The 23,693-nt window shown below is 69.8% G+C and carries 18 protein-coding genes; 2 read left to right on the forward strand and 16 right to left on the reverse strand.

Going from position 1 to position 23,693, the window contains the following annotated elements:
- Positions 1 to 1,078, forward strand: a 1,078-nt coding sequence (locus tag VF330_RS02735) for a cellulose binding domain-containing protein (RefSeq protein WP_330849869.1), incomplete at its 5' end; no start/stop codon positions are given.
- A gap of 79 nt (positions 1,079 to 1,157) precedes the next feature.
- Here VF330_RS02735 and VF330_RS02740 read toward each other — a convergent pair.
- From VF330_RS02740 to VF330_RS02755, 4 genes are all read right to left on the reverse strand, one after another.
- Positions 1,158 to 2,684, reverse strand: coding sequence for a non-reducing end alpha-L-arabinofuranosidase family hydrolase (locus VF330_RS02740; RefSeq protein WP_330849870.1), 1,527 nt, complete (start codon positions 2,682 to 2,684; stop codon positions 1,158 to 1,160).
- 200 nt (positions 2,685 to 2,884) lie between these two features.
- On the reverse strand, positions 2,885 to 3,307 hold the full coding sequence (locus tag VF330_RS02745; protein WP_330849871.1) for an ATP-binding protein: 423 nt from the start codon (positions 3,305 to 3,307) through the stop codon (positions 2,885 to 2,887).
- A gap of 95 nt (positions 3,308 to 3,402) precedes the next feature.
- Positions 3,403 to 4,701 (reverse strand): SLC13 family permease, encoded by a 1,299-nt coding sequence (locus tag VF330_RS02750; protein ID WP_330849872.1) that lies wholly within the window; start codon positions 4,699 to 4,701, stop codon positions 3,403 to 3,405.
- A gap of 61 nt (positions 4,702 to 4,762) precedes the next feature.
- Positions 4,763 to 5,860 carry a PrpF domain-containing protein gene (locus VF330_RS02755; RefSeq protein ID WP_330849873.1) on the reverse strand — a complete coding sequence of 366 codons (1,098 nt, stop codon included), beginning with the start codon at positions 5,858 to 5,860 and terminating at the stop codon, positions 4,763 to 4,765.
- A gap of 234 nt (positions 5,861 to 6,094) precedes the next feature.
- Here VF330_RS02755 and VF330_RS02760 point away from each other — a divergent pair, with 234 nt between their 5' ends.
- The gene (locus VF330_RS02760; RefSeq protein ID WP_330849874.1) at positions 6,095 to 7,006 is read left to right on the forward strand and encodes a LysR family transcriptional regulator; all 912 of its coding nucleotides are present in this window, start codon (positions 6,095 to 6,097) and stop codon (positions 7,004 to 7,006) included.
- A gap of 18 nt (positions 7,007 to 7,024) precedes the next feature.
- Here VF330_RS02760 and mmuM read toward each other — a convergent pair whose 3' ends face one another.
- The 12 genes from mmuM to VF330_RS02820 form a co-directional block, all read right to left on the reverse strand.
- Positions 7,025 to 7,921, reverse strand: coding sequence for a homocysteine S-methyltransferase (gene mmuM, locus VF330_RS02765; RefSeq protein WP_330849875.1), 897 nt, complete (start codon positions 7,919 to 7,921; stop codon positions 7,025 to 7,027).
- Between the two features lie 180 nt (positions 7,922 to 8,101).
- Positions 8,102 to 9,127, reverse strand: coding sequence for a LacI family DNA-binding transcriptional regulator (locus VF330_RS02770; RefSeq protein ID WP_330849876.1), 1,026 nt, complete (start codon positions 9,125 to 9,127; stop codon positions 8,102 to 8,104).
- A 235-nt stretch (positions 9,128 to 9,362) separates the two neighbouring features.
- Positions 9,363 to 11,105, reverse strand: coding sequence for a glycoside hydrolase family 6 protein (locus VF330_RS02775; protein WP_330849877.1), 1,743 nt, complete (start codon positions 11,103 to 11,105; stop codon positions 9,363 to 9,365).
- A gap of 20 nt (positions 11,106 to 11,125) precedes the next feature.
- Positions 11,126 to 11,578: a hypothetical protein gene (locus tag VF330_RS02780; protein WP_330849878.1), complete on the reverse strand. Its 453-nt coding sequence runs from the start codon at positions 11,576 to 11,578 to the stop codon at positions 11,126 to 11,128.
- A complete protein-coding gene (locus VF330_RS02785) occupies positions 11,578 to 12,849 on the reverse strand; it encodes a lytic polysaccharide monooxygenase (RefSeq protein WP_330849879.1) in 1,272 nt (423 codons plus the stop codon). The genes VF330_RS02780 and VF330_RS02785 overlap by 1 nt, the downstream gene beginning before the upstream one ends.
- A gap of 11 nt (positions 12,850 to 12,860) precedes the next feature.
- A complete protein-coding gene (locus VF330_RS02790; RefSeq protein ID WP_330849880.1) occupies positions 12,861 to 15,737 on the reverse strand; it encodes a glycoside hydrolase family 48 protein in 2,877 nt (958 codons plus the stop codon).
- A gap of 243 nt (positions 15,738 to 15,980) precedes the next feature.
- Positions 15,981 to 16,913, reverse strand: a complete 933-nt coding sequence (locus VF330_RS02795) for a polysaccharide lyase family 1 protein (RefSeq protein ID WP_330849881.1) — start codon at positions 16,911 to 16,913, stop codon at positions 15,981 to 15,983.
- A gap of 210 nt (positions 16,914 to 17,123) precedes the next feature.
- The gene (locus tag VF330_RS02800) at positions 17,124 to 18,269 is read right to left on the reverse strand and encodes an enolase C-terminal domain-like protein (RefSeq protein ID WP_330849882.1); all 1,146 of its coding nucleotides are present in this window, start codon (positions 18,267 to 18,269) and stop codon (positions 17,124 to 17,126) included.
- Positions 18,266 to 19,534: a sugar ABC transporter substrate-binding protein gene (locus VF330_RS02805; protein ID WP_330849883.1), complete on the reverse strand. Its 1,269-nt coding sequence runs from the start codon at positions 19,532 to 19,534 to the stop codon at positions 18,266 to 18,268. Before VF330_RS02805 ends, VF330_RS02800 begins: the two co-directional genes overlap by 4 nt.
- An 8-nt stretch (positions 19,535 to 19,542) precedes the next feature.
- Positions 19,543 to 20,424, reverse strand: coding sequence for a carbohydrate ABC transporter permease (locus VF330_RS02810; RefSeq protein ID WP_330849884.1), 882 nt, complete (start codon positions 20,422 to 20,424; stop codon positions 19,543 to 19,545).
- The gene (locus VF330_RS02815) at positions 20,421 to 21,296 is read right to left on the reverse strand and encodes a sugar ABC transporter permease (RefSeq protein WP_330849885.1); all 876 of its coding nucleotides are present in this window, start codon (positions 21,294 to 21,296) and stop codon (positions 20,421 to 20,423) included. Before VF330_RS02815 ends, VF330_RS02810 begins: the two co-directional genes overlap by 4 nt.
- Positions 21,293 to 23,470: a pectinesterase family protein gene (locus tag VF330_RS02820; protein WP_330849886.1), complete on the reverse strand. Its 2,178-nt coding sequence runs from the start codon at positions 23,468 to 23,470 to the stop codon at positions 21,293 to 21,295. The genes VF330_RS02815 and VF330_RS02820 overlap by 4 nt, the downstream gene beginning before the upstream one ends.
- Positions 23,471 to 23,693: the final 223 nt, after the last annotated feature.

A 23,693-nucleotide genomic window follows, 5' to 3' on the forward strand; every position in this document is an offset into this window, starting at 1 on the left:
GTACCGCCTGTTCGTGGGCTTCCACTGGCTCAACGGCACCGCGAACGACGTCGACTCCGGCGGGTCGGACGGCTACAACTGGTCCTACTACGGCCTGCGCAAGCTCTCCGACTCCGCGAACAACGGCACGATCTTCGTGGCTCCGCAGGGCAACAACAACGGCTGGGCCAACCCCGGCGGCCAGGACCTGAAGTTCGTCGACGACCTCGTGGCGCTGCTCGACTCCAGCCTCTGCATCGACACGACCCAGCGCTTCGCCGGTGGCTGGAGCTACGGCGGCTCCATGTCCTACGCCGTGGCGTGTGCGCGTTCCACCGTCTTCCGGGCCGTGGTCGTCTACTCGGGCGCGCAGCTCAGCGGGTGTGACGGTGGCACGCAGCCGATCGGGTACCTGGGCATCCACGGCATCAGCGACAACGTCCTCGGCATCGGCCAGGGCCGTGCTCTGCGCGACACCTTCGTGCGCAACAACGGCTGCACCCCGCAGAACGCCCCCGAGCCCGCGGCCGGCAGCCGCCGGCACATCGTGACGACCTACAGCGGTTGCCGCGCGGGGTATCCCGTGGTCTGGGCCGCGTTCGACGGCGGGCACACGCCGAACCCGCTCGACTCCGGCGGCACCGGCTGGCAGACCTGGACCTCCGGTGAGGCGTGGAAGTTCCTCACCCAGTTCGCCGGCGGCACCGACCCGACGAGTACGACGACCACCACCACGACCACGACGACCACCACGAGCACGACGACGACGGTTCCCCCGCAGGGGCCGTGCCGGGTGAGCGCCACGATCAACGCGTGGGCCGAGGGCCTGACGTCGAACATCACGCTCACCAACACCGGCACGACGGCCGTGAACGGCTGGTCGCTGGCCTTCACCCTGCCCGGCGGGCAGACGATCACGGGCGGCTGGAACGCGAGCTACTCCCCCGCCTCCGGCCGCGTGACGGCCACGAACGCGTCCTACAACGGGCAGATCGCGCCCGGCGCGTCGGTCACGATCGGCTTCCAGGCGACGCACTCGGGCAACGCCGGCAAGCCGGACTCGTTCAGCCTCAACGGCTCCGCCTGCCAGGTCGTCTGACCGAAGTGGGGGGGGTGGCACCCCCTGAAACACGACGGGCCGGCTCCCCGAGTTCTGGGAGCCGGCCCGTCGCACGCGGTCAGCGTTGCAGCGTCAGGACACCGGGCCGGTACGGCAGGCGACCGTAGTCACCGCCCGAGCTCGGGTCGCGGCCCTGGTAGAGCAGCTGCAGGTTGCAGGGGTCGATGGTCTTGGTCTGGTCGGGGTTGCTGCGCACGATGTCGCCGTGGCTGATGTCGTTCGTCCACGTGGCACCGCTGTTGGCCTTGCCGGCGAACGGGTTGCTCTCGCTGGCGGCCTGCGGCGTCCAGGACCCGTTGAGGCTGCTGGAGGTGAACGAGCGGAAGTAGCGCCCGCCGCTGCCCATGGCCTCGACGATCATCAGGTACTGGTTCTGGCCCTGCACCTTGTAGACCTCGACGCCCTCGAACAGGTTCGCCTGGGTGTCGCTCATGATCGTCGTGTACGACGAGCCGAAGTTGCCCGGGAAGTTCCCGATCGGCATGCTCGCCCGGTAGATCTTCCCGTTGTCACCGGCGAAGAACAGGTACATGTTCTGGCTGTCGCCGATGAGCGTCTGGTCGATCGGGCCGGTGCCGGAGCCGGAGATGCTGCCCGTGAAGAGGGGCTGCGCCGCCGACCAGCCGTTGGCGTTGGTCGGGTCGTTCGACGTCCGGTAGCTGAAGGCGGTCGGGCCCCACTGGTAGGTCAGCACCCAGATGTTCTTGGGCGCGAAGTAGAACAGCGTGGGGGCGACCGTTCCCGAGCTCATGCCGTTCTGGCTGGCGGAGCCCATGTCCGACCAGTTGGTGAACGTCCCGAAGTTCATCGAGCCCCAGGTCGATCCCGTGTCGTGGGTCGTCGCGTAGACCAGGTGCTTGCCGTTGTACACGACGTGGGTGAAGTCCTTGAGCGACACCCAGCCCTGCTTCGGCTGCGCCAGCGGGCCGGTCGACGACCAGCGGTAGCTGGACGGCAGCTGGCACGTGCCGCCCGGCGGCGTGGTCGTCGTCGTGGTCGGGCCCGTGCCGCCACTGACGCGGACCAGCTGCCACTGCTGGTTGGCGCCGTTCCAGTCGCTGTACTGGACGACGTTGCCGCCGTCCGCGGTGGACGCGCCCTGGACCTCGACGGCCTTGCCGCTGTTGCGGTTCACCAGCCGCACGTACCCGCTGTCGGAGTCGGCGAGGCGGAACTGCTGGTTCGTGCCGTTCGAGTCGGACCACTGGACGATGCTGCCGCCGTCCGCCGTGGAGAAGTTGTAGACGTCGAGAACCTTGCCCGACAGCCGGGACTTCAGGCGGTAGTAGCCGCCGCCCGAGTCGACGAACTGCCACTGCTGCTGGTTGCCGTCGTTGCGCGCCCACTGGGTGATGCGCGCGCCGTCGTTCGTGGCGAGGTTGTAGACGTCCAGGGCCTTGCCGCTGTTGCGGTTCACCAGCACGTACCAGGCGGTCGTGTCGACGGTCGCCGCCGACACGGGTGCCGCGGTGAAAGCCGCCACCAGACCGCCGAGCAGGACGGCGACGGCGGCGGTGACTCCCGCCAGGCGACGTCCTCTGGCGCGGGGGACGGGGGTGGACGGGTGATGGCCTGATCCGGCCATGGGCGTGCTCCTCTTCGTCGAGGTGGGGAGAACGCGACCAGGACGTCCGGCCGACCGCTTGCGCCAGCGGTCGGTCGCGCGCTTGTGCCCGCACGGCGGTCACGTCGCGGAGAGGCGACTCCTGCGAACACGGTCGCGTCCACCAAACTGTGGAGGAGGAAACCCTTGCGGTCAAGGAGAGTCGAACGCGTTCGACACCGTCAGGAGCCGAGCAGGAACTCCGCCCAGACCGTCTTGCGGTCGCCGCGGTCGAGCACTCCCCAGCGGCTCGTCACGGCGTCCACGAGCGTCATGCCGCGGCCGCGGAACGACCCCAGCGAGGACACACCGGGAGTGGGCAGCGCCCGCGGGCTCCCGTCGTCCACCTCGACGCGGATGACCCGTCCCCCGGCGTCCTGCGCCACCCGGACGTCGCGCGGGCCGCACGCGTGGTCGTAGGCGTTGCTGACGAGCTCCGTGCACACCAGCAGGACGTCGTCGAGCAGGTCGTCGGGGTAGCCGCGGAACGTCGTCCGCAGCCACCGCCGGATGTGCACGAGCGGCGGCGACTCGTCCGGAAGCCCGGCACTGACGCCGTCGACCAGCTGCGACGGTTCTTCCCCACCTGACTGACACCCGGTCAAGGACTGCCCCAGTTGTTGTCGCCGAATCAACGACCGGTGGATACCCGCCTCCCGCTCCGGCAAACGGAGTAGGCGGGTGCCCACCGGTCCGGCACTCAGAACCCGCCGGGCAGCACCAGCACGGCCCAGGCCGCGACCGGGCCGAGCCCCACGATCACGCAGGTGTAGGAGATGACCTGGCGGTAGAAGCGGGTCCGGTCGACGCCGCGGGCGTTGGCGAGGACCAGCGCGCCGTTGGTGGAGAACGGCGAGACGTCGACGATCGTGGTGGAGATGGCCATGGCGGCGACGACGCCCACGACCGGCAGCGAGTCCGTGAGCAGCAGCGGGATCGCCATCGGGATGGTCGCGGTGAGGATGGCGGTCGACGAGGCGAACGCCGAGGTGACTCCGACGATGACGCACAGCACCAGCGCGACCAGCAGCGGCGCGCCCAGTCCCACCGCGCCGTGGGCGACCCAGTCGATCGTGCCGGAGTGCTCCAGCACGCCGACGTAGGTGACCATGCCCGCGACCAGCAGGATCGTCGGCCAGCTGATGCCCTCGACGGCCTTGCCGAGGTTCTCGCGGTCGAGCAGGGCCAGCACGGCGCCCGCGGCCAGCGCGAGGAACCCGATCTGGAGGTGGAACGCGAGGGCGCCGACCACGAGCACGACCAGCGCCGCGAGGGTGGCGCGCTGCCGCCACGTCACGACGGACGTCCGCGGCCTGGTCGCGACGGCGACCCCTCCACCGCTCGGCGCGGACGTGTCCGGTTCAGGCGTCCCGTCGTCGGGGTACTCGACGAAGCTCTCCTCGCCGCGGCGGCGCAGCATCACGTAGGTGCCGGCGGCCAGCAGCAGGTTGAAGCCCATGCTGGCGAAGAACAACGCTGCGTGGGAGATCGTCAGGCCGGACTTCGCCACGATGCCGTAGACGAGCGCGCCGGACACGGCCATAGGAGAGAACGCGCCGGCGTGGGCACCGCAGATCACCATCATGCCGATCATCAGCGGGCTGATGCGGTAGGTGAAGGCGAAGCTCATGCCGACCGGCACCAGCAGCGCGACGGCCGCCGGGGTGAAGGTGCCCAGCGCGGTGAGCGCGGCCGCGACGGCGAACAGCACCCACGGCACCAGGATCGCGCGGCCGCGCACGAGCCGGATCCCGCCCTGCACCAGCAGGTCGATGGTGCCGTTGAGCTTGGCGACGGAGAACAGGTAGGTGACTCCGACGACGGTGATGAACAGCGAGACCGGGAAGCCCTCGAAGATCTCCTTGTCCTCGAGGCCGAACACGAACGTGCCGACGAGGAACGAGGCGACCAGCGCGAGGATGCCGATGTTGATCGGCAGCACCGTGGCGACGACGAACATGGCGCCCAGGACCAGGATCGCGATTATCTGTGATGACATCATTGTCCTCTTGGGTCGTTCGGCCTGCCCCGACGGCTCCGTCCGGGCGGGACGGAGCGGATCAGGCGGCCGGCGCGGCGGCCGGTGTCGTGGTCGCGTTCTCGTCGTCGGGCAGGACGAGGGTCGCGTCGCCGATGCGGCGGGTGGTGCGGGTGACGCCGATCGCGAGCAGCCCGTCGCGGGTGCCCGAGCTCGTCGTGACGACTCCGGCCGGAGTGTCCAGGCGCAGCACCTCCTGCTCCCCGGCGGTGAACCGGGAGAGCACCGTACCCGGAGTCCGGGCCGCCGCGGTGAGCGCGACGCTGCCGGTGATCGCCAGCGCGGGGTGCGTCCGTCCCATCGACAGCATCCGCACGGTCACGTCGGACCGCCCGGGGTGACCCGCGCTGACGAGGGCGAGCTTGGGCGTCGCCCGCGCGGCGGAGGCCGGGTCGGCGGCGAGCCCCATGCGGACGGCCGCGGCGCGCCGGAGCCGGTCGAGCCTGCCCAGCAGGTCCTCCCGGGCGTCGAGCTCGGCCGGGGTGGCCTCGCCGTCGGCACCGACCTCGTCGGCCGCGACGAGCACCACGGGCGCCCCGGCGTCGAGCAGCGTCACCCGCACCCCGTCCACGACGTCGACGGCGTTGCCCGTGGGCAGCAGCGCCCCGGTCGTCCGCCCGGCGGGGTCGACGAACCACAGCCGCACGCCGAGTCCCGGCTGCGGCACGCCGGGGATGACGTCCACGCCCTCCTCGGTCACCCGGCCCGCGGGCGTCGGCACGTCGACGACGATCAGCTGGCCGGTGTTGGTGTTGTTGATGCGCACCGTGGTGACGTCACCGGTGGGCCGCACCCAGCCACGGCGCAGCGCGTAGGGCCCGACGACGGCCGAGCAGTTGCCGCAGTTGCTGGTCCAGTCGACCCGCCCGTCGCTGATGCCGATCTGGGCGAACGTGTACTCGACGTCGATGCCCGGCCGGTCGCCGCGGGCGAGCACCACGGCCTTGCTGGTGGTGGAGGTCGCGCCGCCGACGCCGTCGACCTGGCGCGGGTCGGGGCTGCCGTACAGCCGCAGCAGCACCTCGTCGACACCGCGGCCGGGCACCGCGAGCACGTCGCGCTCGAACACCCAGCACTTGCTGGTGCCACCGCGCATCCACGTCGCCGGTATCTCTCGCACAGCCACTCCTCCACGTCGGCGGGAACGACGGCAACCGTGACGCGCGGCGAGCATGAACACAATCGACAAGTTCTGAAGACCCGTGAAGTTTTGCTTCATGCTTGTGCGGGTGCTTTTGAGGTGTCTTTGCGGCACTCTGGGCATTGATCTGGCGTGAAAGGGTGAAGCTAAGCTGCACGCAAGTCACCGATGCGTGAACCGGACGTGTCGAAGTTTCTGGAACGAGGAGCCGCCGTGCTGGACGTCCGACGCCTGGCGCTGCTCGCCGCCGTGGTCGACACGGGTTCGATGACCGCCGCCGCCGAACAGCTCGGCTACACCCCGTCCGCCGTGTCGCAGCAGCTGCGCAGGCTGGAGGTAGAGGCCGGTCAGCCGCTGCTGCACCGGCAGGCCAGGGGCGTGCGCCCCACCGAGGCGGGAGCCCTCCTGGCGGGCCACGCGCGGCACGTCCTGCGCCGCCTCAGCGCCGCAGAGGCCGACCTCGCCGAACTGGCGGGCCTGCGCCGCGGCACGATCTCGGTGGGCGTGTTCCCGACCGTCGCGAGCGCCCTGCTCCCCCTGGTCGTGAGCCGCTTCCGCCGCCAGTACCCGGACCTGCGCCTGGACGTGCGCAGCACCCGGTTCGACGAGCTGGTCGAACTGCTCGAGAACGGAACCGTCGGCATCGCACTGCTGTGGGACTACGCCTGGAACCGCGTGGACGTGCCCGACATCTCCCTGACCCCGCTGCTCGACGACCCGACCGTGCTGGTCGTCGCCGCCGACCACCGCCTGGCCCGCAAGCGGTTCACGACCATGTCGGAGCTGGCCGACGAGGAGTGGATCGTCCGCGCCCACGACCACCCGGTCGCCGAGGTCCTGGAACGCAGCTGCCGCGCGGCCGGCTTCACCCCGAAGATCGCCTTCGAGGCCAACGACTACCAGGAGGCGCAGGCGATGGTGAGCGTCGGCCTGGGCGTCGCACTCGCCCCCAGAACCGCCGTGCGCAACCCGATCCCGGACGTCCGCGTCCTCGCCCTGGGCACGGACGTGCCAGCCCGCCGCATCCTGCTGGCGCACCGGCAGGACCGGTTGCGCGCGCCGGCCGAGCTGGCCATGCACCAGCTGCTGGTGGACGTGGCCCGCGAGTACCAGACGAAGGCCTGACGGCAGCGGACCCCCGGCTCAAGCCCCCGCCGGCAACCCCTTCACCAGCTCGCCGATCGCGTCCGGCCCGGTCCGGCAGCACCCGCCCACCAGCCGGGCCCCGCCACCGACCCACTCCCCCGGCAACGCCGCGAACCCACCCCCGTCGCCGGTCCAGCCCCGTGCCCCCGCGTCCCACGTCTCCCCGCTGTTCGGGTACACCACCACCGGCAACCCGGTCACCCGGCGAGCCGCGGCCACCGCGCCCGCCACGTCCTGCGGCGCACAGCAGTTCACGCCGACGGCGACCACCTCGTCCACACCGGACACGACGGCGAACGCCTCCTCCAGGGGCTGCCCGGCGCAGGTCCGGTCACCGCGGACGCTGTACGACAGCCACATCGGCACGCCGCTGCCGCGCACCACGTCCACCACCGCCGACGCCTCGTCGGAGTCCGGGATCGTCTCGACGGCGAGCACGTCGGGTCCGGCGGAGCAGAGCGCCTCGACGCGCGGACCGTGGAACGCCACCAGCTCGCGGTGGGACAGGCCGTAGCGGCCGCGGTACTCGGAGCCGTCCGCCAGCACCGCGCCGTAGGGGCCGACCGACGCCGCCACCCAGCGCTGTCCGTCCACTTCGGACGCGGCGGAACGCGCGAGCTCCACGGACGAGCGCAGCAACCGGACCGTGTCGTCGTGGCCGATGCCGCGGCGCGCGAAGCCCTCGAAGCTCGCCTGGTAGCTTGCGGTGATGGCGACCTCGGCGCCCGCGCGGTAGAAGGCGAGGTGCGCGGCGCGCAGAGCTTCCGGGTCGGACAGCAGGAGCCTGGCCGACCACAGCGGGTCGGACAGGTCGTGGCCCGCCTGCTCCAGGGCCGTGGACAGGCCGCCGTCCAGGACGACGACCCGGGACGCGAGTGCTTCCGCCAGTTCCATTCCGCCGAGTGTACGAAGCGGAGGAGTGCGCGACGGCCGCTCCGCCGATCGGGTCGCGCACTCCTCCAGGACGATCTCCGTGACACGGGGTCGCACGCGCGCGCCGCGTTTTCGCGCGTGCGAATGCCCCGGTGACCGCCCGTCGGGGTCCGCCCGCGCGACGAGCGCGGGCGGTGCCGGTCAGCCGGTGGCGCTGCGGTGGGTGACCGGGTCCGGGGTGCTGGCCCGCCGGGACAGGCGGGGCGGCAGCAACAGCAGCGGTGGGGGCTGCTTGCCCTCCAGCTTCGCCACCAGCAGGTCGACGGCGTGTCTGCCGAGCTCCTCCGCCGGCAGGCGCACCGAGGTGAGCAGCGGTGACGACTGCTCGGCCAGCTCGTCCGGGCAGATCGCGACCACGGCCACGTCACCGGGGACCGACCGGCCGGCCGCGCGCAGGCAGGTGGTGATCCAGCCGAGTGCCGCCTCGTTGTGCACGACCAGCGCCGTCATCGACGGGTGGGCGCGGATCAGGGCCTTCGTCGCCCTGAGCACCGAGTCGTGGTCGCCCTCGACGGACAACGCCGTCGCGGCCACTCCCCTGCGCATCGCCGCCGCGCTGAAGCCGTTCATCGTGCGGTGGGCGAACCCCGTGCTGCGCCGGTAGACCGCGCTCGGCGCGCCGAGGAAGCCGATGGAGCGGTGCCCCAGGTCCGCGAGGTGGTCGACGCACTTCGCGCCCGCCGCCTCGAAGTCGAGGTCCACGCACGTGAGCCCGCGCGCCGCCGCCGGGTGTCCGATGAGGACGGACGGCTTGGACAGCTGCCGCAGCAACGGCACCCGCTCGTCGTCCATCTCCACGTCCATCACGAGGAACCCGTCGACCTGCGCGCTGTTCGCCGCCCTGCGCAGTCCCGCCGCTCCGTCGTCCGCCGTCATCAGCAACAGGTCCATGTCGTACCTGCGCGCTGTCGTCACCGCCGCCGTGACGAAGCGCATCACCGCGGGCAGGTGCGTGCCCGCGCGCAGCGGGAGCACCAGGCCGATGACGTTGGTCCTGCTGGACGACAACGCCCGGTCGGTGACGTGCGGCTGGTAGCCCAGCTGCCTGATGCTCTCCCGGACCCTCGACTTCGTGTCCGCGGAGATCGTTCTCTTGCCGGTGAGGACGTAGGAGACCGTGCTGGGGGCTACCCCGGCGTGTCGTGCGACGTCCGCGATGGTGACCACACAGCCTCCTCTCGCCACTACACCCGGTGAGCGTGTCGACACCATAAGGAGCACCTTCTGATGACATCAAGAGTTATGTGCGCGTTAACATTGCGCCAACAAGGTGGTCCAGACGAATCCGCCACCGTCTGGGAACTTGCCCGACTCAAGATCAACGCGGACAGGAAGAGCGAGCCCACGCGGCGCGGCCTCGATTCAGAGGCCGGCCGCATGGGCACGCTCACATCACCTCAGGTCACAGCGCCGGGTAGGCGTTGCGCATGAGCTCCTGGAACTGCGACGAGAACCACTTGCCCGACAGCGGGGCGTTCGGCAGCGCACCCGACAGGTTGTTGCCGTTGCGCACGTTGCCGGTGTAGGTCGGGTCGCACATCTTGTCCGCGCCCTTGCCCTCGTTGTTCGGGATCTCCTCGCTGGCGCCGTCGGACTCACCCGGCGGCTTCACCCACACGTAGGCGTCGATGCCCGACTCCGGAGCCACCTTCGGCCGCTCGCCGAGACCGGCACCGGACTGGTTGCACCAGTTGCCGAGGTGGATGCGGCGGTCGAGCTTGCCGCCGTTGACGTAGGCGTCGACGGTCGTCGTCGGGCCGGGGCCCGTCGGACGGGCGCTGCCGCCCCAGCCGTTGCGGCTGGTGTCGATCAGCATGCCGACGTTGGCGTCGAAGCCGGCCTGCACGGCCCGCTGCCGGAACGCCTGCGCGTAGGACAGCTCGTCGACGTACCGGTTCCAGTCCACCCACTTCGACTGGCGGACCGAGGTGCCGTTCACCGAGTCCTCGATCTTGAAGTACGGCTCCTTCAGGGCGCCGTAGTTCGCGGTGTTGGCGATGAAGCCCTGCACGTTCGCCTTGGTGCTGCCGGAGGCGTTCGCGGCCTGGAACAGCAGCTCGGCCGTCGGGCCGAAGTTGTCGTCCCAGCCGATCCAGCCGTGGTGGCCGATGTCCAGGTAGTTGTAGGTGTTGGACACCGCACCCAGCTTCGCGAGCGCGTAGCCGACACCGGTGATGTAGTTGCCGTTCGACTTCATCGTGTCGCACGCCGGCACCGCGGTCGGCCGCGGCGAGACGTTGGTGATGAGGTTCGGCAGCGAGTCGATCTCGACCGTGGTGACGATCCGCAGGTCCTTGTACGCGGGCCTGGCCAGGATCGACGCGATCGGGTCGATGTACTCGGTCTTGTAGCGACCGATCTCGTCGGCCTTGAGCTCACCGTTCGACGCGAGCGCCGAGCAGTCGCGACCGGGCAGGTTGTAGATCACCAGCTGGATGACGAGTGGTGAGCCCGCCGCCTGGCGCACCGCCTCGTCCAGGTGTCCGACCAGGCCGCGGGAGTCCACGGTGCCGGTGATCGCCGCGATGCGGTCGAGCCACACGGCGGTGGGCTGGTTCGCGATCCGGCTGCCGCCGGGCTCCGCGGCGGCCTTGGCCGACCAGTCCGGGTTCACGTACTGCTTCGCGCCGACGTACGGGTTGTCCACCCGGCCGGGGCCGTTGCCACCGGACGTCGTCGTGGTCGTCGTCGTGGTGGTCGTGGTGGTCGTGCTCGTCGGCACCGTGCCGGTGCAGGCCGTGCCGTTCAGGGTGAACGTCGACGGGTTGGCGTCACCGCTGGCCGCGTTGCTGCCGTTGAAGCCGAGTTCGATGGACGCGCCGGTGCCGAGGTTCGAGTTCCACGACAGGCTCGTCGCGGTGACGTCCTTGCCGGACTGCGACCAGGTCGCGTTCCAGCCCTGCGCCACGCGCTGGCTTCCGGGGAACGAGAACTTCAGCGTCCAGCCGCCCGACACGGCGTCACCGAGGTTGGTGACCTTCACCGAGGCGCCGAAACCTCCGCCGCCCCAGTTGTTCGCCGTGTAGTCGACACGGCATCCGGGTGCGGCGCCCGCGGGTGCGCTCATCGCCACCCCGAACGTCGCCACAGCGGTGGCGACCACGACTCCCGCCGCGGCCCACCGCCTCTGTCCGTTGAGCTTCATTGCTCCGGATCTCCTGTCTGTCAGTGGTGCTTTATTTCCACGAGCGAACACGCGGTGGGCGTGCACTCGAGTCTCTTGAGGCCGAGGTGCTCCATGCCGATCGAGCCGGTGAGGGCGAAGCCGTCCCCGAAGGCGAGGTCCGGGTCGCCTCGGACCTCGCCGTTCGCGAGCGCCGTCCGCCAGGCCTGTTCGATGCCCGGCCGCAGGACCAGCAGTCCCAGCCGTCCGTACGGCTGCTTGACGCAGGTCCCCCACTCCGCGATGAACGGCGCGTAGACCTTCGACCGCACCGGACCGGCGAAGTCCGTGAAGTCGTCGCCACGCCGGACGCTCGTGCACTCGTCGGTGAGCTCGTTGAGCCAGGCGGCCACGCCGTCGACTCCCCGGCTCAGGTCCGGGGTGGGTTCGGCGCGTCCGACGAGGAGGACGAACGCGACCGAACCCACCACCAGGAGGGCGAGCAGCACCCTCATCACCGGATGGCGCACGCGGATCCGTTGAGCGTGAACGACGTCGGATCCGTCGGGGTGGACGTCGTGCTCGCGTTGAACCCGAACGTCGCCGTGGCGCCGGGTGCGAGATCCGCGTTGTACGACGCGCCCTTCGCGGTGGCCTGCCCGCTCGCGACGGTGATCGTCGACGACCAGGCCTGCGTCAGCTGCTGCCCGGACGGGAACGCCCAGCTGAGCGCCCACCCGCTGACGGCGGAGGTGCCGCCGTTGGTCACCGAGACGTTGGCCGTGAAGCCGCCGTTCCAGGTGCTCGCCCGCGAGTACGCCACCGTGCAGGAGCCCGTCGGGGTCCCACCACCGGTCGACGTCCTCACCGTGACGCCCGAGGACGCCGGCGAGGCGTTGCCCGCGGAGTCCGTCGCCACCACGGTGAACGAGTACTGCGTGTCCGCGCTCAGCCCGGTCACCGTCGCCGAGTTCGTCGACGACGTGGCGACCACCTGGCCACCGCTGTAGACGCGGTACGACGCCACACCCACGTTGTCCGTCGCGGCACTCCAGTCGAGCTTCACCGAGCTGCTGGTGACGCCCGAGGCGACCGGGGTGCCGGGAGCGGACGGCGCGGTGGTGTCGGGCGTGCCCGTGCCACCGCCGAACGTGACGTCCGAACAGCTGTAGAACGCCTCAGGACTGTCCGACCGCTGCCACAGCGAGTAGATGATGTGGCGGCCGGACTTGTTGGGGAGCTTGGCCTGCCACGCGTACTCGCCGTTCGCCAGCGGCGGGTTCGTCACCTTGTCGAACGGCGCCGACTCGAGGTCGGACCACTTGAGCGGCTTCGTCACGTCGAAGCCGTCCTTGGTGACGTACTGCTCCCACGTGCCGGGGTGCGGTGCCCACGCGTTGTACCGGAAGGTGACCGTGCTGTTCGCCTGCACCTGCGTCACGGGCCAGTCGGCGCGCGCGAGGTTGTAGGCGGAGTACTTCGTGGTGGGACCGCAGAGGTTGCCGTCCGGGATGATGTCCCGGTGGCGCCCGGCGGCGTTGCTGATCAGGTTGCCGAACCAGTCCCACAGCGGTTGCTTCCCGCCCTGGGCCACGGCCGCCTGGCACGCCGGGTTGGTGGGCTGGATGTCACCGCCGCCGCTGCCGGCGCGGCCGTCCTCGTAGCAGAGGTAGGTGCGGCTGCCGGGCCAGACCATCGACCCGTGCGCGACCGCCGTTCCGCCGGTCTGCACGAGCACCGCGCCGACCGTGGCAGCCACGGCCAAGAGCGCCAGTCGTTTCCTCATCTCGGGACTCCTCACCCGTAGAGCTCTGCGTGCAGCGAGAACGCTGTGGCGATCTCGGTCTGCGCCCAGAAGCGGTGGTAGGTGAACGTCGGCGCCGGACCACCGTCCAGGTAGGCCTGGACCTTGGGCCACTGCGGGTCGTTGCGGAACATCGACCGCATCGACAGGAAGGACGAGCCCTGCGCGATCGTGTCGCCGTTGGGCATCTTCCCGGTCCAGCCCGGCGGGACGTACGGGCCTTCCAGCGTGCTGGTGTTGTAGACGTCGTCGAACCGGTTGTAGTCGGTCCGCGTCTCCGGCGTCGCGATGCCGAGGCTGTCCTGGTGCTGGAGCAGCCCGGTCAGCAGCGCCTCACCCGTGGTCTTGGCCGCGGCGTTGCCCGACTTCGCCGCGTAGTTCAGCAGCACCTTGGCGTAGGACGCGGCCACACCGACGTCCTGGTTGTGGTTGAGCACCCGCACCCGCAGGTTCGCGTTCGAACCGGGGTTCGTGGCGTTCCACGAGTCCGGGGCGCCCGACCACTCCAGGTCCGCGGGGATCTGGAAGTTCGTGCCGGTCGTGGTGTTCGCGATCGCCCACGGCACCCACTTGTCGAGGATTTTCTTGGCGCGCGCGTCACCGGTCAGCCGGTACAGCGCCGCCGTGCGCTCGATCCCCCACACCTGGAAGCCGAACCACCGGTTGCTCGGCGGGTCGCGCCACACCGGGTGGGCGTCGTAGTACATGCCGTAGAACGTCGGCGTGCCCGCGGGAGGCGAGGCGTACTGGCCCTCCCAGCTGTTCGTCACACCGCCGGCGAGACCGCCGTCGGCCGACTGCAGCCACTGCAGCATCTCGAGCTGCCGGTCGAGCGACGTCGCCCAGTCCTGCTGCCCGGTGGCGGACAACGGCTTGAGCGCGGGCACGTTCGACAGCGCGTACGCCGCCAGCGGGTTCTGGTAGCCCTGGTGCGAGGCACCGTCACCGATGCGCCACGCCCAGCCGGCGGACGTGTCGGTCGCACCGCCCCACGCGTAGTACCAGGACATCAGGTAGTGCGCGCTGTTCTTGCCGGTCGCACCGGGGCACGTCGTCGGGCTCGTGCAGTTGCCGATGCGCTTGAAGTACTTGTCGAACATGGCGTACCGCAGGTAGTCGCCCATCTTCGCGGACTTGCCGATCTCCGCGGAGATGTCGCCGGCCTTGCCCTGCGCCGTCGCCCACTGCTGGGCCAGCAGCGCCACCTGCACCACGCGGGCGTCCGCGTCCGGCGCGTTGGTGTACTTCCACTGCTTGGCGTAGGACGAGTCCTTGGTGAAGAGGTCGAGGAACCCGTTGGGGCCACCGTGCTTGAACGTGTCGCACGAGGGCTGCGGGATCGTCTCCCACACCGACTCCGACGAGCCGCGCTGGTAGGTGTTGATGTACGCGGGCGCCGTCGTGCCGTCACCGCACCGGCCGAAGCCGTAGGTGTTGTCGACGTCGATGAGCCAGTGCATGCCGTAGACGTCCGAGTTGCCGTACGCGGACTTCAGCTCCGCCGCGATCGGGTCCGACCCGACCGGCGCGGTGCTGCTGAGCACGGACGGGTACTGGTCCATCCGCGGGTGCTCGGGCGCGTAGGTCGCCGGCTTCGACGGGTCGTACTTGTCGTTGGTCGGCTGGTCGGCCTTCGCGGGGATGATGTACTTCTCCATCGACGCGAACGCGGACTTGAACGGCGCCCAGTCACCGGTGACGCGGCCGTAGCTCGCCTCCAGCCACAGGTAGTAGCTGTAGGCCTCGGACGTCGTCTGGTGCCCGTGGTCCGGTGCCTCCACCATCAGCGTCTCGACCGAGTGGTACGGCACGAGCAAGTCGCCGAACTTGCGGAAGTAGCCGCTCGCCGGGTCCTTGATCTTGTTGTACTGGTCGAGGAACGCCTTGTTGAAGTCCGAGGTGTTCGGGTCGATCTCCTTGGCCGTCACGGTCGCCGGGCTGTACCCGGTGGCCGAGGCCGTGAAGGTCGCGGTCCCGAGCTCCCCGCCGTTGTTCGCCGACGTCACCGTCACCGTCTGCTTGGCGGTGCCGGAGAACGTGAGCGTCGCCGGGCTCGCCGTCAGGTCGGTGCTGCCGCTGCGGGCGATCGTGACCGTGACCGGCTGGCTCGGTGCCGTCGCCAGCGAGACGTCGAACGTCGCCGTCCCGCCCTGCTTCACCGAGACCGTGCTCGGCGACGCCAGGACCGCCGGTCCGGACAGGACCTTGACCGTCGCCGGTGCCGACGTCGTGACGGCGCCGCGGTTGTCCGTGGCCCGTGCCGTGATCACGTGGTCACCGGCCGGGGCCGAGGTCCACGTCCCGGTGTACGGCGAGCTCGTGTCGGTCGCGACCAGCGTGTCGCCGGCGTAGAAGTCGACCTTCGCCACCGTGCCGTCGCTGTCCTGCGCGGTCGCGGCCAGCGGGATCGACGCGGGCAGCGTGTAGCTGCTGCCGCTCGTGGGAGCCGTCAGGGCCACGGAGGGCGCCTGGTTCGGTCCCGTGCAGGACACGCCGTTCACGGCGAAGTCCGTCGGTGCCCGGTTCGCGGAGCTCTTGCTGCCGTTGAACCCGACCTCCGCCGTGCCGCCCGAGGGCAGGTTCCTCGCCCAGTCGGGGTTGGTCACGGTCACCACGGCGCCGCTCTGCGCGAACGTGCCGTTCCAGCCCTGGGTGACGCGTTGCCCGTCCGCGAACGTCCAGGTGAGTTTCCAGCCGTTCAACGCGTCGCCGTCGTTCCGGATCGACACCGCTGCGCCGAATCCGTTGTTCCACTCGTTGGTGACTTTGTAGGTGACGGTGCAGGCCACCGCGGCCGGTGCCGCGACGGCGGGTACCCCGCCGGTCAGCACCACCGCCGTGACCGCCAACGCCACTGTTCGTCGAGTCATGCCGCCGCCCTCTCGACAACTGGGAGCGCTCCCAGAGTTCACGGCACTGTAACGTGGACCACAGGAGCCGATTTCTCCCCGGTGTAGCGCGATGTGGTCTGGAAGGCGCTTTCCACTCGCCCGCTCAGGCCAACGGCGGTTCGTCTTCCGGTTCCTCTTACTGCTCTCTTCGAGTGGAATTCTGGGAGCGGTCCCAGAAGAGGACGGGGGCGCCCGCGCCACTGCGGGCGCCCCCTGGCCCGATCAGCCGCGACCGGCTCCCGCACCGGCCGTGACCACGCTTTTCACCGTGCTCGCACTGTCGAGCGGGTACGAGTAGGGAAGGCTCTTCACCGAACCGCCCTGGTCACCCGTTCCCGAGTTGACGAAGTGGTTGTTGCGAGCCACGAGCGACCCACCGGGTGAACTGCCCTCGCCGCGGTGGAACGGGTCCCCGGTGTTCTCGAAGTAGTTGCCCTCGACCAGGACCCCGGCCTCGACGGTCGACGCGACGCCGTACGAGGTCACACCGCCGTAATAGTTGTTGTAGACGTGCACCGGGTTGCCGAACCGCACGCGCGGGTGGCGCTGCTGCGTCCCGTCGAACCAGTTGTGGTGGTAGGTGACCCGGAGCTTGCCGCGGTCCTCCGACCCGTTGTCGTCGCTGTGACCCAGGAGCATCGTCTTGTTGTGGCTGGAGAACTTGTTCCAGGACACCGTGACGTAGTCCGAGGCCCGCTTGACGTCGACCGCGCCGTCGTAGCCGTTGGAGAAGCTGTTGTGGTCGATCCACACGCGGGTCGAGTACTGCACGTTGATCGCGTCGTCACCCCAGTTGCGGAAGTTGAGGTTGCGCACGATCACGTTGGAGGCGTTCGCGATGTTCAGACCCTGACCGGTGATCGCCGAGCCGGACCCGACGCCCTCGATGGTCTTGTTCGAGGCGACCTTCGTCATGCTCGGCAGCGAGATCGTGCCGGAGACCCGGATCACCGCCGCGCTCGACGACTTGGCGGCGTCGACGAACGCGGACGCGGTGGTGACGGTGATCGGCGAGGCGCTGCCGCCACCGGTCGTGCCACCTCCCTGAGTGGCCCAGCCGACCAGCCCGAACGGTGCCGCGGTCGCCTGGGGAACTGCCACCGCGCCCAGTGCCAGCGCGGCGGCGAAAATCAGTGCTGTGCGTTGTGGAATCATTTACTCGCTCCCGATAGGTGAGCGGCGGTACATCCCACGAAACCAGCATGAAACGCGACGGTCAACCGGTTCGAAGATATTCGAGTCGAACGATCGAAATGCTTCCTCAATGAATTCGCGCACTTCTCGAGGGCAGTGCGCATCGCCCATTCAGGAGTCCAACGACCCGTTCACCAGCGGAAATACCCAGACCGGCAGCCGGAGCATTTCTCACCACAATTCAAGAGTGTGAACTCCGATGTGCTCGGAGTTCCAATCGTCACCGATACCGGGCGTCACCGGCAGCACCACGTTCCCGTTCTGGTCGAGCGGGTCGGCGATGGCGTTGCGGTGCGGAGGGACCCGGTCGAAGTCGACGTGCGGGTGCAGCAGGCCCCGTTCGTACCACCGGCCCGCGTCGGTCGCGCCGAGCACGGTGAGGCTGGCCGATCCGTTGCCGTGGATCTCGCAGTCCAGGTTGAACGCCTCGGCCAGGTGCACGGTCTTGAGCACCGGGGTGATGCCGCCGCTGCCGGCCGGGCCGACGCGCAGGATGTCGCACGCCCCGGCGGTGACCCACTCGGCGCGGGTGTGGTGCTTGCCCCACGCCACCTCCGGGCCGATCACCGGGATCTCCAGCTGCTCCGCGAGCCACCGGTAGGAGCTGACCGAGGCCTCCTCCATCGGTTCCTCGAACCAGTAGAAGTCCAGCTCCTGCAACGCCCTGCCGAGCCGCAACGCCTCGGTCCGTGAGTACCAGTGGCTCGCGTCGAGCATCAGCGCGACGTCCGGCCCGACCGCCTCCCGCACGGCCCGGCACGCCTCGACGTCGCGGGAGACGCTGGGCGCGCCGGGCACCGGGGGCATCCAGGTGTGCAGCTTGATGGCCCGGTAACCCACCGACACGAGGTGCTTCGCGAAGTCCGCGTAGTCGCCCGGCGTCGCGAGGCCGTCCGTGTCGCCGCACATCGTGCTGGCGTAGGCCGGGACCCGGTCGCGGGCACCGCCGGCGAGCTTCCACGCCGGTAGCTCCACCCTGCGCGCCACCAGGTCCCACAGCGCCGTGTCGACGAACCCGAGGGCGCGGTCGGTGAACCCGCCGTGCGAGCCGCGCTGCCGTCGTGCCAGCAGCCGCCAGAGCCGTTCCCGGTCCCACGGGTCCTGGCCGAGCAGCACCGGCCGGACGTGCCGGTCCAGCACCGCGGGACGGAGCTGGTCGGGCTGGACCGCGCAGTAGCCGGTGACGCCGTCGGTGTCGGTGACCTCCAGCAGCGCCTCGGTGACCTCGTGCTCGGGCGACGGGTGCCGGTGGCCCTCCGCGTCGACCGAGGTGCACGCCGTCGTCGTGAACGTGCGCACCGCGACCCGTTCGATCACTTCCGCTTCTCCCAGTCCTGCTGGGCGGTCGTGAGCTTGGCCGCGAGCTGGTCGAGGAACTGCTGCGCCGACATCTGCCCGAGCAGCACCTTCTGGTAGAGCGGTTCGGTGTCGGTCTTGGTGATCGAGGAGTACTCGGGCAGGTAGACCGGTGCCGGGACGAGCACGGTCGCCGGGTCCTCCAGCACGCCGAGCGCCATCTTCACGGCCGGGTTCCTCTGGATCCACTCGGCGCCGCGCACGTCGGTGTTCGCGGGGATCTGGCCGACCTTCTCGTTCCAGTACCCGTTGCTCTCCGCGGAGACGAGGAAGTCGACGAACTTCCAGGCGGCGTCCCGGTTCTTGCCGCCCTTGAAGACCGCGAAGCCGTCGGTCGGGTTCGGCACCACGGTCCGCTTGCCCGACGGGCCCTTCGGCAACGGCATGGCGCTGACCTTCTCCGGCCCCAGCGCCTTCATGACGTCGCCGGTCGAGCCGAGGTTGTGGTGCATCATCGCCACCGTGCCGCCGGTGAACTGGGCGACCATCTGCGTGTAGTTGTTGTTGACGTCCGCCTCGGGCGTGGCCTTCTTGTACAGCTCGGCGACCTTGCGCACGAGCTCGGCGTTGCGCGGGTCGGACACCGTGCTCTTGCCGCCGTCGTAGAACTTCTCGACGCCGGAGTAGGAGTAGGCCTCGGACAGCAGCTGGAAGATCGAGCCAGCGCCGCCGCGAATGGTGAAGCCGTACCTGTTGTCCGCGGGCTTCGTGAGCGTCGCGGCCGCCTTGGTGAGGTCGTCCCAGGTGGACGGTTCGGGAATCCTGTTCTCCTCGAACCAGTCCGCGCGGTACCAGACCACGTCGAGGTTGCCGGAGGCGGGTACGGCGTAGAGCTTGCCGTCGGGTGAGGTCTGCCGCACGGTCTCCAGCAGTCCGGGGATGAGCTTGCCCTTGAGCGGACCGCTCTCCAGCCGTTCGTCGGCCGGTTCCAGCGCGTCCTGCCCGACGAGGTGCGCGAGGTAGGACGTCGTGACGCCGCCGACGTCCGGTGTGGACCCGCCGGCGATGGCCGTGTCGTACTTCTGCTGCACGGACGCGCTGGGGATGCCGACGTACTCGACCTTCACGTCCGGGTTCGCCGCCTCGAACCGCTTGATCAGCTCCTGGTAGATCGGGGTGCGGCCGGGGCCGCCGTTGTTGTCCCAGAACGTGATCGTCGTCGGGCCGCCCTGCGCGGCCGAACAGCCGCCCACCACCAGTGCGAGCGCGACCAGCAGTCGTTTCATCTCACTCCTCATCCCTTGACGGCTCCGGCGCTCAGTCCCTGCACCAGGAACCGCTGCACCACGGCGAAAACCAGCACGACCGGCACGGCGGCGACGACACCGCCCGCCGCGAGCGCCCCGAAGTCGGTGTTGAACTCGCCCAGCGCGTAGCTCAGCCCGACCGGCAGCGTGAACTTGTCCTGCCTGCTCGCGAACATCAGCGCGAACAGGAAGTTGTTCCAGGCGCCGATGAACGCGAACGACCCGACCGCGACCAGTGCCGGGCGCAGCTGCGGCAACGTGACCGCGAAGAACGCCCGCAGCCGCGAGCACCCGTCGACCATGGCGGCCTCCTCGAGCTCCACCGGCACGTTGCGCACGAACCCGCTCATCAGGATCAGCGCCAGCGGCAGCTGGAACGCCGTGTCCGCGACCACCAGGCCGGTGAGGCTGTTCAGCAGGCCGGCGGACTTGAAGATCACGAACAGCGGGATCAGCAGCATCGCGCCGGGGATGAACTGAGTGCACAGCAACGCGAGCAGGAACAGCCGCTGCCCGCGGAAGCGGAAGCGCGCCAGCGCGTAGCCGCCCATCAGCGCGAACACCGTGACGACCACGAGCGTGCCGAGCGCGATGATCAGGCTGTTGGAGAAGAAGAGCCCGAACCCGATGCCGTTCCACACGGTGTCGAAGTGCTCGAACGTGACCGGCCACGGCACGAGCGCGGTCTCCCCCGCCGGCCGGAACGCGAAGACGAGCATCCAGTAGAACGGGATGAGCGTGAACAACAGGTAGAGCACGAGCGGCAGGTGCAGCCGGAGGAACCGGCCGGGGTCGCGGTGCTTGCGGCGCCTCGGCGGTGTCGCCGGTGGTTCGACGGGGGTCCGCGGCCGGACGAGGGTCTGGGTCATGCCCGGCTCCCGAACTTGGACAGCCTCAGGTAGAGGATCGAGAAGAACAGCAGGATCACGAAACCGGCCGTCGTGAGCGCCGAGCCGTAGCCGAAGTCGTGCGAGTCGACGGCCTTGCGCGCCACGTAGAGCGGCAGCGTGGTGGTCTGGTTCGCCGGTCCGCCACCGGTGAGGGTGTAGATGAGGTCGACGTTGTTGAACTCCCACACCGCCCTGAGCAACGTCGACAGCACGATCGCGTCGCGCAGGTGCGGGAGCGTCACGCTCACGAACCGCCGCCACCGCCCCGCGCCGTCGACGCTCGCGGCCTCGTACAGGTCGTTCGGGATCGTCTGCAGGTCGGCGAGCAGGAGGATCGCGAAGAACGGCACCCCGCGCCACAGCTCGGTGACGACGGTCGCGGGGAACACCGTGGCCGGGTCGCCGAGCACCGACGTGCCGGGGTCGCCGATCCCCCACTGCGCGAGCTGCTGGAAGACGCCCGTCGACGGGTTGTAGAGCAGGATCCATATTCCGGTCGTCAGCACCCCGGAGACCGCCCACGGCGAGAACACCAGCGAGCGGGCCACCGAGCGGCCGACGAACGTCTCGTTGACGATCAGAGCGAGGACGAGTCCCAGCACCAGCTGCAGCCCGACCTCGACGAGGACCCACTTGGCGCTGAACGCGAGGCTCTGCCAGAACAGCTCGTCCTCGAACAGCATCCGCCGGAAGTTCTCCAGGCCGATGAAGCCGTTCTTCCACGGCTGCGTCACGGTGTGCTGGCGGAGGCTGAACCAGCCGACGCTCGCGATCGGGTAGACGAGGAAGACCGCCATGAGCACGAGCGTCGGGGCGATCAGGGCGTACGGCGCCCAGGTGCGGGTCCTCACGCGGGGTTCCACCCGCTCAGGTAGGCGTCCCTGGTGTGCTGCCGCGCCTGCGCGTCGGTGAGCTGCGGCCGGTCGGCGCCGGTTCCCGCGCCCGGTCCGGTGTTGCGGTACTCCGCGAACCTCGCCTCACGCCAGGGGAACCCCGACATGTCGGTCCACGGCTGCGCCTTGACCGCGGCGGGCAGCTCGGTGTCGCGGATGACGACCTGCGCGATCGCGTCCGGGTCACCGCTCGGGTGCCAGGGCCTGCCGAGGAAGTAGGTCCCGGCCTGCGCGTCGCTGCGGATCGTCGAGTTGACGATGAGGAACCCGTACGGGTTGTCCCTGCGGGTGCTCGCGGCGGTGACGTAGCCGTTGGGGTTCTGGCCGCGGTTCAGCGCGGTGATCGTGGCGCGTTCGAAGACGGCCGTCGCCCTGCCGAAGAGGAAGTCGACGTCACCGGTGATGGCGCAGTCCCGGTAGTACTGGCGGGCACGGGTCGTCGTGGCCGCGGTGTCGGCGTACAGGGTGTCCTGGTGGCCCTCGAACCGGACGCGGTCGAAGAGCATCCGGTCGCCGGTGGCCTTGACGGCGACGGCCTGGGTCGCGGTGATCTCCGGGTGCTTCGCGCGGTCGAAGGAGTTGCGGAAGGTGAGGTCTCGCGCGGTGAACCCGTCCGCCGCGAGCGTCGCCGTCGCGCTGCCGGTCGTCCCGTACGTGGTGCCGTCGGGTTTCTTGGTGCCGCTGGCGTTGTCGAAGTCGATGACGACGTCGCTCGCGTTGCCGGTGGCGCCCCTGATGGTGAGGTTCTGCTTGCTCGCCGGGACCTTCACGACCTCGCGGTAGGTGCCCTTCGGGAGCGTGACGACGCCGCCGGCCGGAGCCGCGTCGATCGCCGCCTGGACGCTGGCGAAGCCCTGCCCCACCACCAGGTGCTGCCCGGCCGGTTCCGCGCCCGCCCTGAGGTGCTTGACCCGGTGGGCGGGTTCCAGGCCGCGGTTCAGCGTCGGCGTCCACCCGGCGTCGGTGCCGAGCTGCTTGGCCGGGTTGGCGGCGTTGTGCGCGTTCACCAGGCTGACCGGACGGCCGTCGACGAGGTTGCCGACGTCGGTGATGGCCGTGCCGCCCCAGTTGTAGACGACCTTCTCGGGCGCGATGCCCTTGACGTAGTTGTTCTGCGCGTAGATCTGCGACTGGACGCCGACGCCCCAGCTGTAGGTCTGCGAGCCCTCGTAGAGGTTGTCGTAGACGTGCACCTGCCCGAACCGCACGCGCGGCGCGCGTTCCTGGACGTTGCGGAACACGTTGTGGTGCACGCTCACCCTGAGCTTGCCGGGGTCGGTCGTGGACGAGTTGGACGACCCGATCAGCATGGTCTTGCCGTGCTCGGCGAAGACGTTGTGCGACACCGTGACGAGGTCGGAGCCGTTGGTGATGTCGAGCTGCCCGTCGTGCACCTGGTAGGGCCGTCCGAAGTGGAGCGGCTGGGTGCTGTCGGTGTTCGGCTCGTCGGTGAACGTGCTGTGGTCGACCCACACGTGCTCGGCGCGTTGCAGCGACACCGAGTCGTAGAGCGAGTTCCAGTTGCCGGGCGGCGAGGCGGGGCTGGTGTCCGTCGGGTCCCACTGCGGGAAGCAGTCGCGGGTGTCCCGGAAGGTCAGGTTGCGCACGATCACGTTGCCCACGCCGTGGATCCGCAGGCTGCCGCCCGTGATGCCGGCGCCCCGGCCGACCCCGACGATGGTGGTGTCGGCCTGGACGTTCAGCGCGATCGCCGCTTCCTGCTTCTTCGCCGACGCCTTGCGCGCCTCCTCCAGCGGCCCCTCCGGCTCGCGTTCCCACCCCCACGTGGCCGGGTCGTAGGCCGCGAGGTACCCGGCGAGCGTGTACCCGTCGACCGCGTAGTCCTCGCACCGCGCCGGCGTCCCGTCCGGCCCGGTGTTGGCGTCGATCACCCCGCGCACCTTGATGATCCGCGGCCCCGGCGACGCCAGCGCCGCGACCAGCTCGGTCCTGGTGCGCACCTCGTGCACGTTCCGGGCGGGAGCGTGCGCGCCACCGGTGGTGCCCGGCCCGCTGGAGGCCCAGCCGTCCCCGGACCGCAGCACCTGCCGGGCCGGGTCGGGGGTGGCGTGCGCCGGAACCGCTCCGGCACCCGCGCAGGCCAGAACCAGCGCGCTGACGAAAAGCCGCATGACGGGATACCCTTCAGAAAGGATTCACATTCTTGAACACCGTCCACGATCGTGAAACGAGTATTACGAATGCGTCCGCCGTGCGTCAACGAAGTGAATTCATTCGACGGACGGTCCCGGTTTTCGACGGAAATTCGACTCGAATGCGGTCGAATTCTTCTCGGGATGGATCGGCGAGTGATCGATCATGAACCGGGACCGGTCAGGGGGAGCGCTCCCACCG

Source organism: Lentzea sp. (assembly GCF_036380075.1).
Lineage (GTDB): Bacteria > Actinomycetota > Actinomycetes > Mycobacteriales > Pseudonocardiaceae > Lentzea.

What these genes read in the sequence shown, in the direction of transcription:
- VF330_RS02740 (WP_330849870.1), bottom strand. Translation starts at nt 2,684, where the DNA reads ATGGCCGGATCAGGCCATCACCCGTCCACCCCCGTCCCCCGCGCCAGA.
- VF330_RS02750 (WP_330849872.1), bottom strand. Translation starts at nt 4,701, where the DNA reads ATGTCATCACAGATAATCGCGATCCTGGTCCTGGGCGCCATGTTCGTC.
- mmuM (WP_330849875.1), bottom strand. Translation starts at nt 7,921, where the DNA reads ATGGAACTGGCGGAAGCACTCGCGTCCCGGGTCGTCGTCCTGGACGGC.
- VF330_RS02775 (WP_330849877.1), bottom strand. Translation starts at nt 11,105, where the DNA reads ATGAAGCTCAACGGACAGAGGCGGTGGGCCGCGGCGGGAGTCGTGGTC.
- VF330_RS02780 (WP_330849878.1), bottom strand. Translation starts at nt 11,578, where the DNA reads ATGAGGGTGCTGCTCGCCCTCCTGGTGGTGGGTTCGGTCGCGTTCGTC.
- VF330_RS02785 (WP_330849879.1), bottom strand. Translation starts at nt 12,849, where the DNA reads ATGAGGAAACGACTGGCGCTCTTGGCCGTGGCTGCCACGGTCGGCGCG.
- VF330_RS02790 (WP_330849880.1), bottom strand. Translation starts at nt 15,737, where the DNA reads ATGACTCGACGAACAGTGGCGTTGGCGGTCACGGCGGTGGTGCTGACC.
- VF330_RS02795 (WP_330849881.1), bottom strand. Translation starts at nt 16,913, where the DNA reads ATGATTCCACAACGCACAGCACTGATTTTCGCCGCCGCGCTGGCACTG.
- VF330_RS02805 (WP_330849883.1), bottom strand. Translation starts at nt 19,534, where the DNA reads ATGAAACGACTGCTGGTCGCGCTCGCACTGGTGGTGGGCGGCTGTTCG.
- VF330_RS02810 (WP_330849884.1), bottom strand. Translation starts at nt 20,424, where the DNA reads ATGACCCAGACCCTCGTCCGGCCGCGGACCCCCGTCGAACCACCGGCG.
- VF330_RS02820 (WP_330849886.1), bottom strand. Translation starts at nt 23,470, where the DNA reads ATGCGGCTTTTCGTCAGCGCGCTGGTTCTGGCCTGCGCGGGTGCCGGA.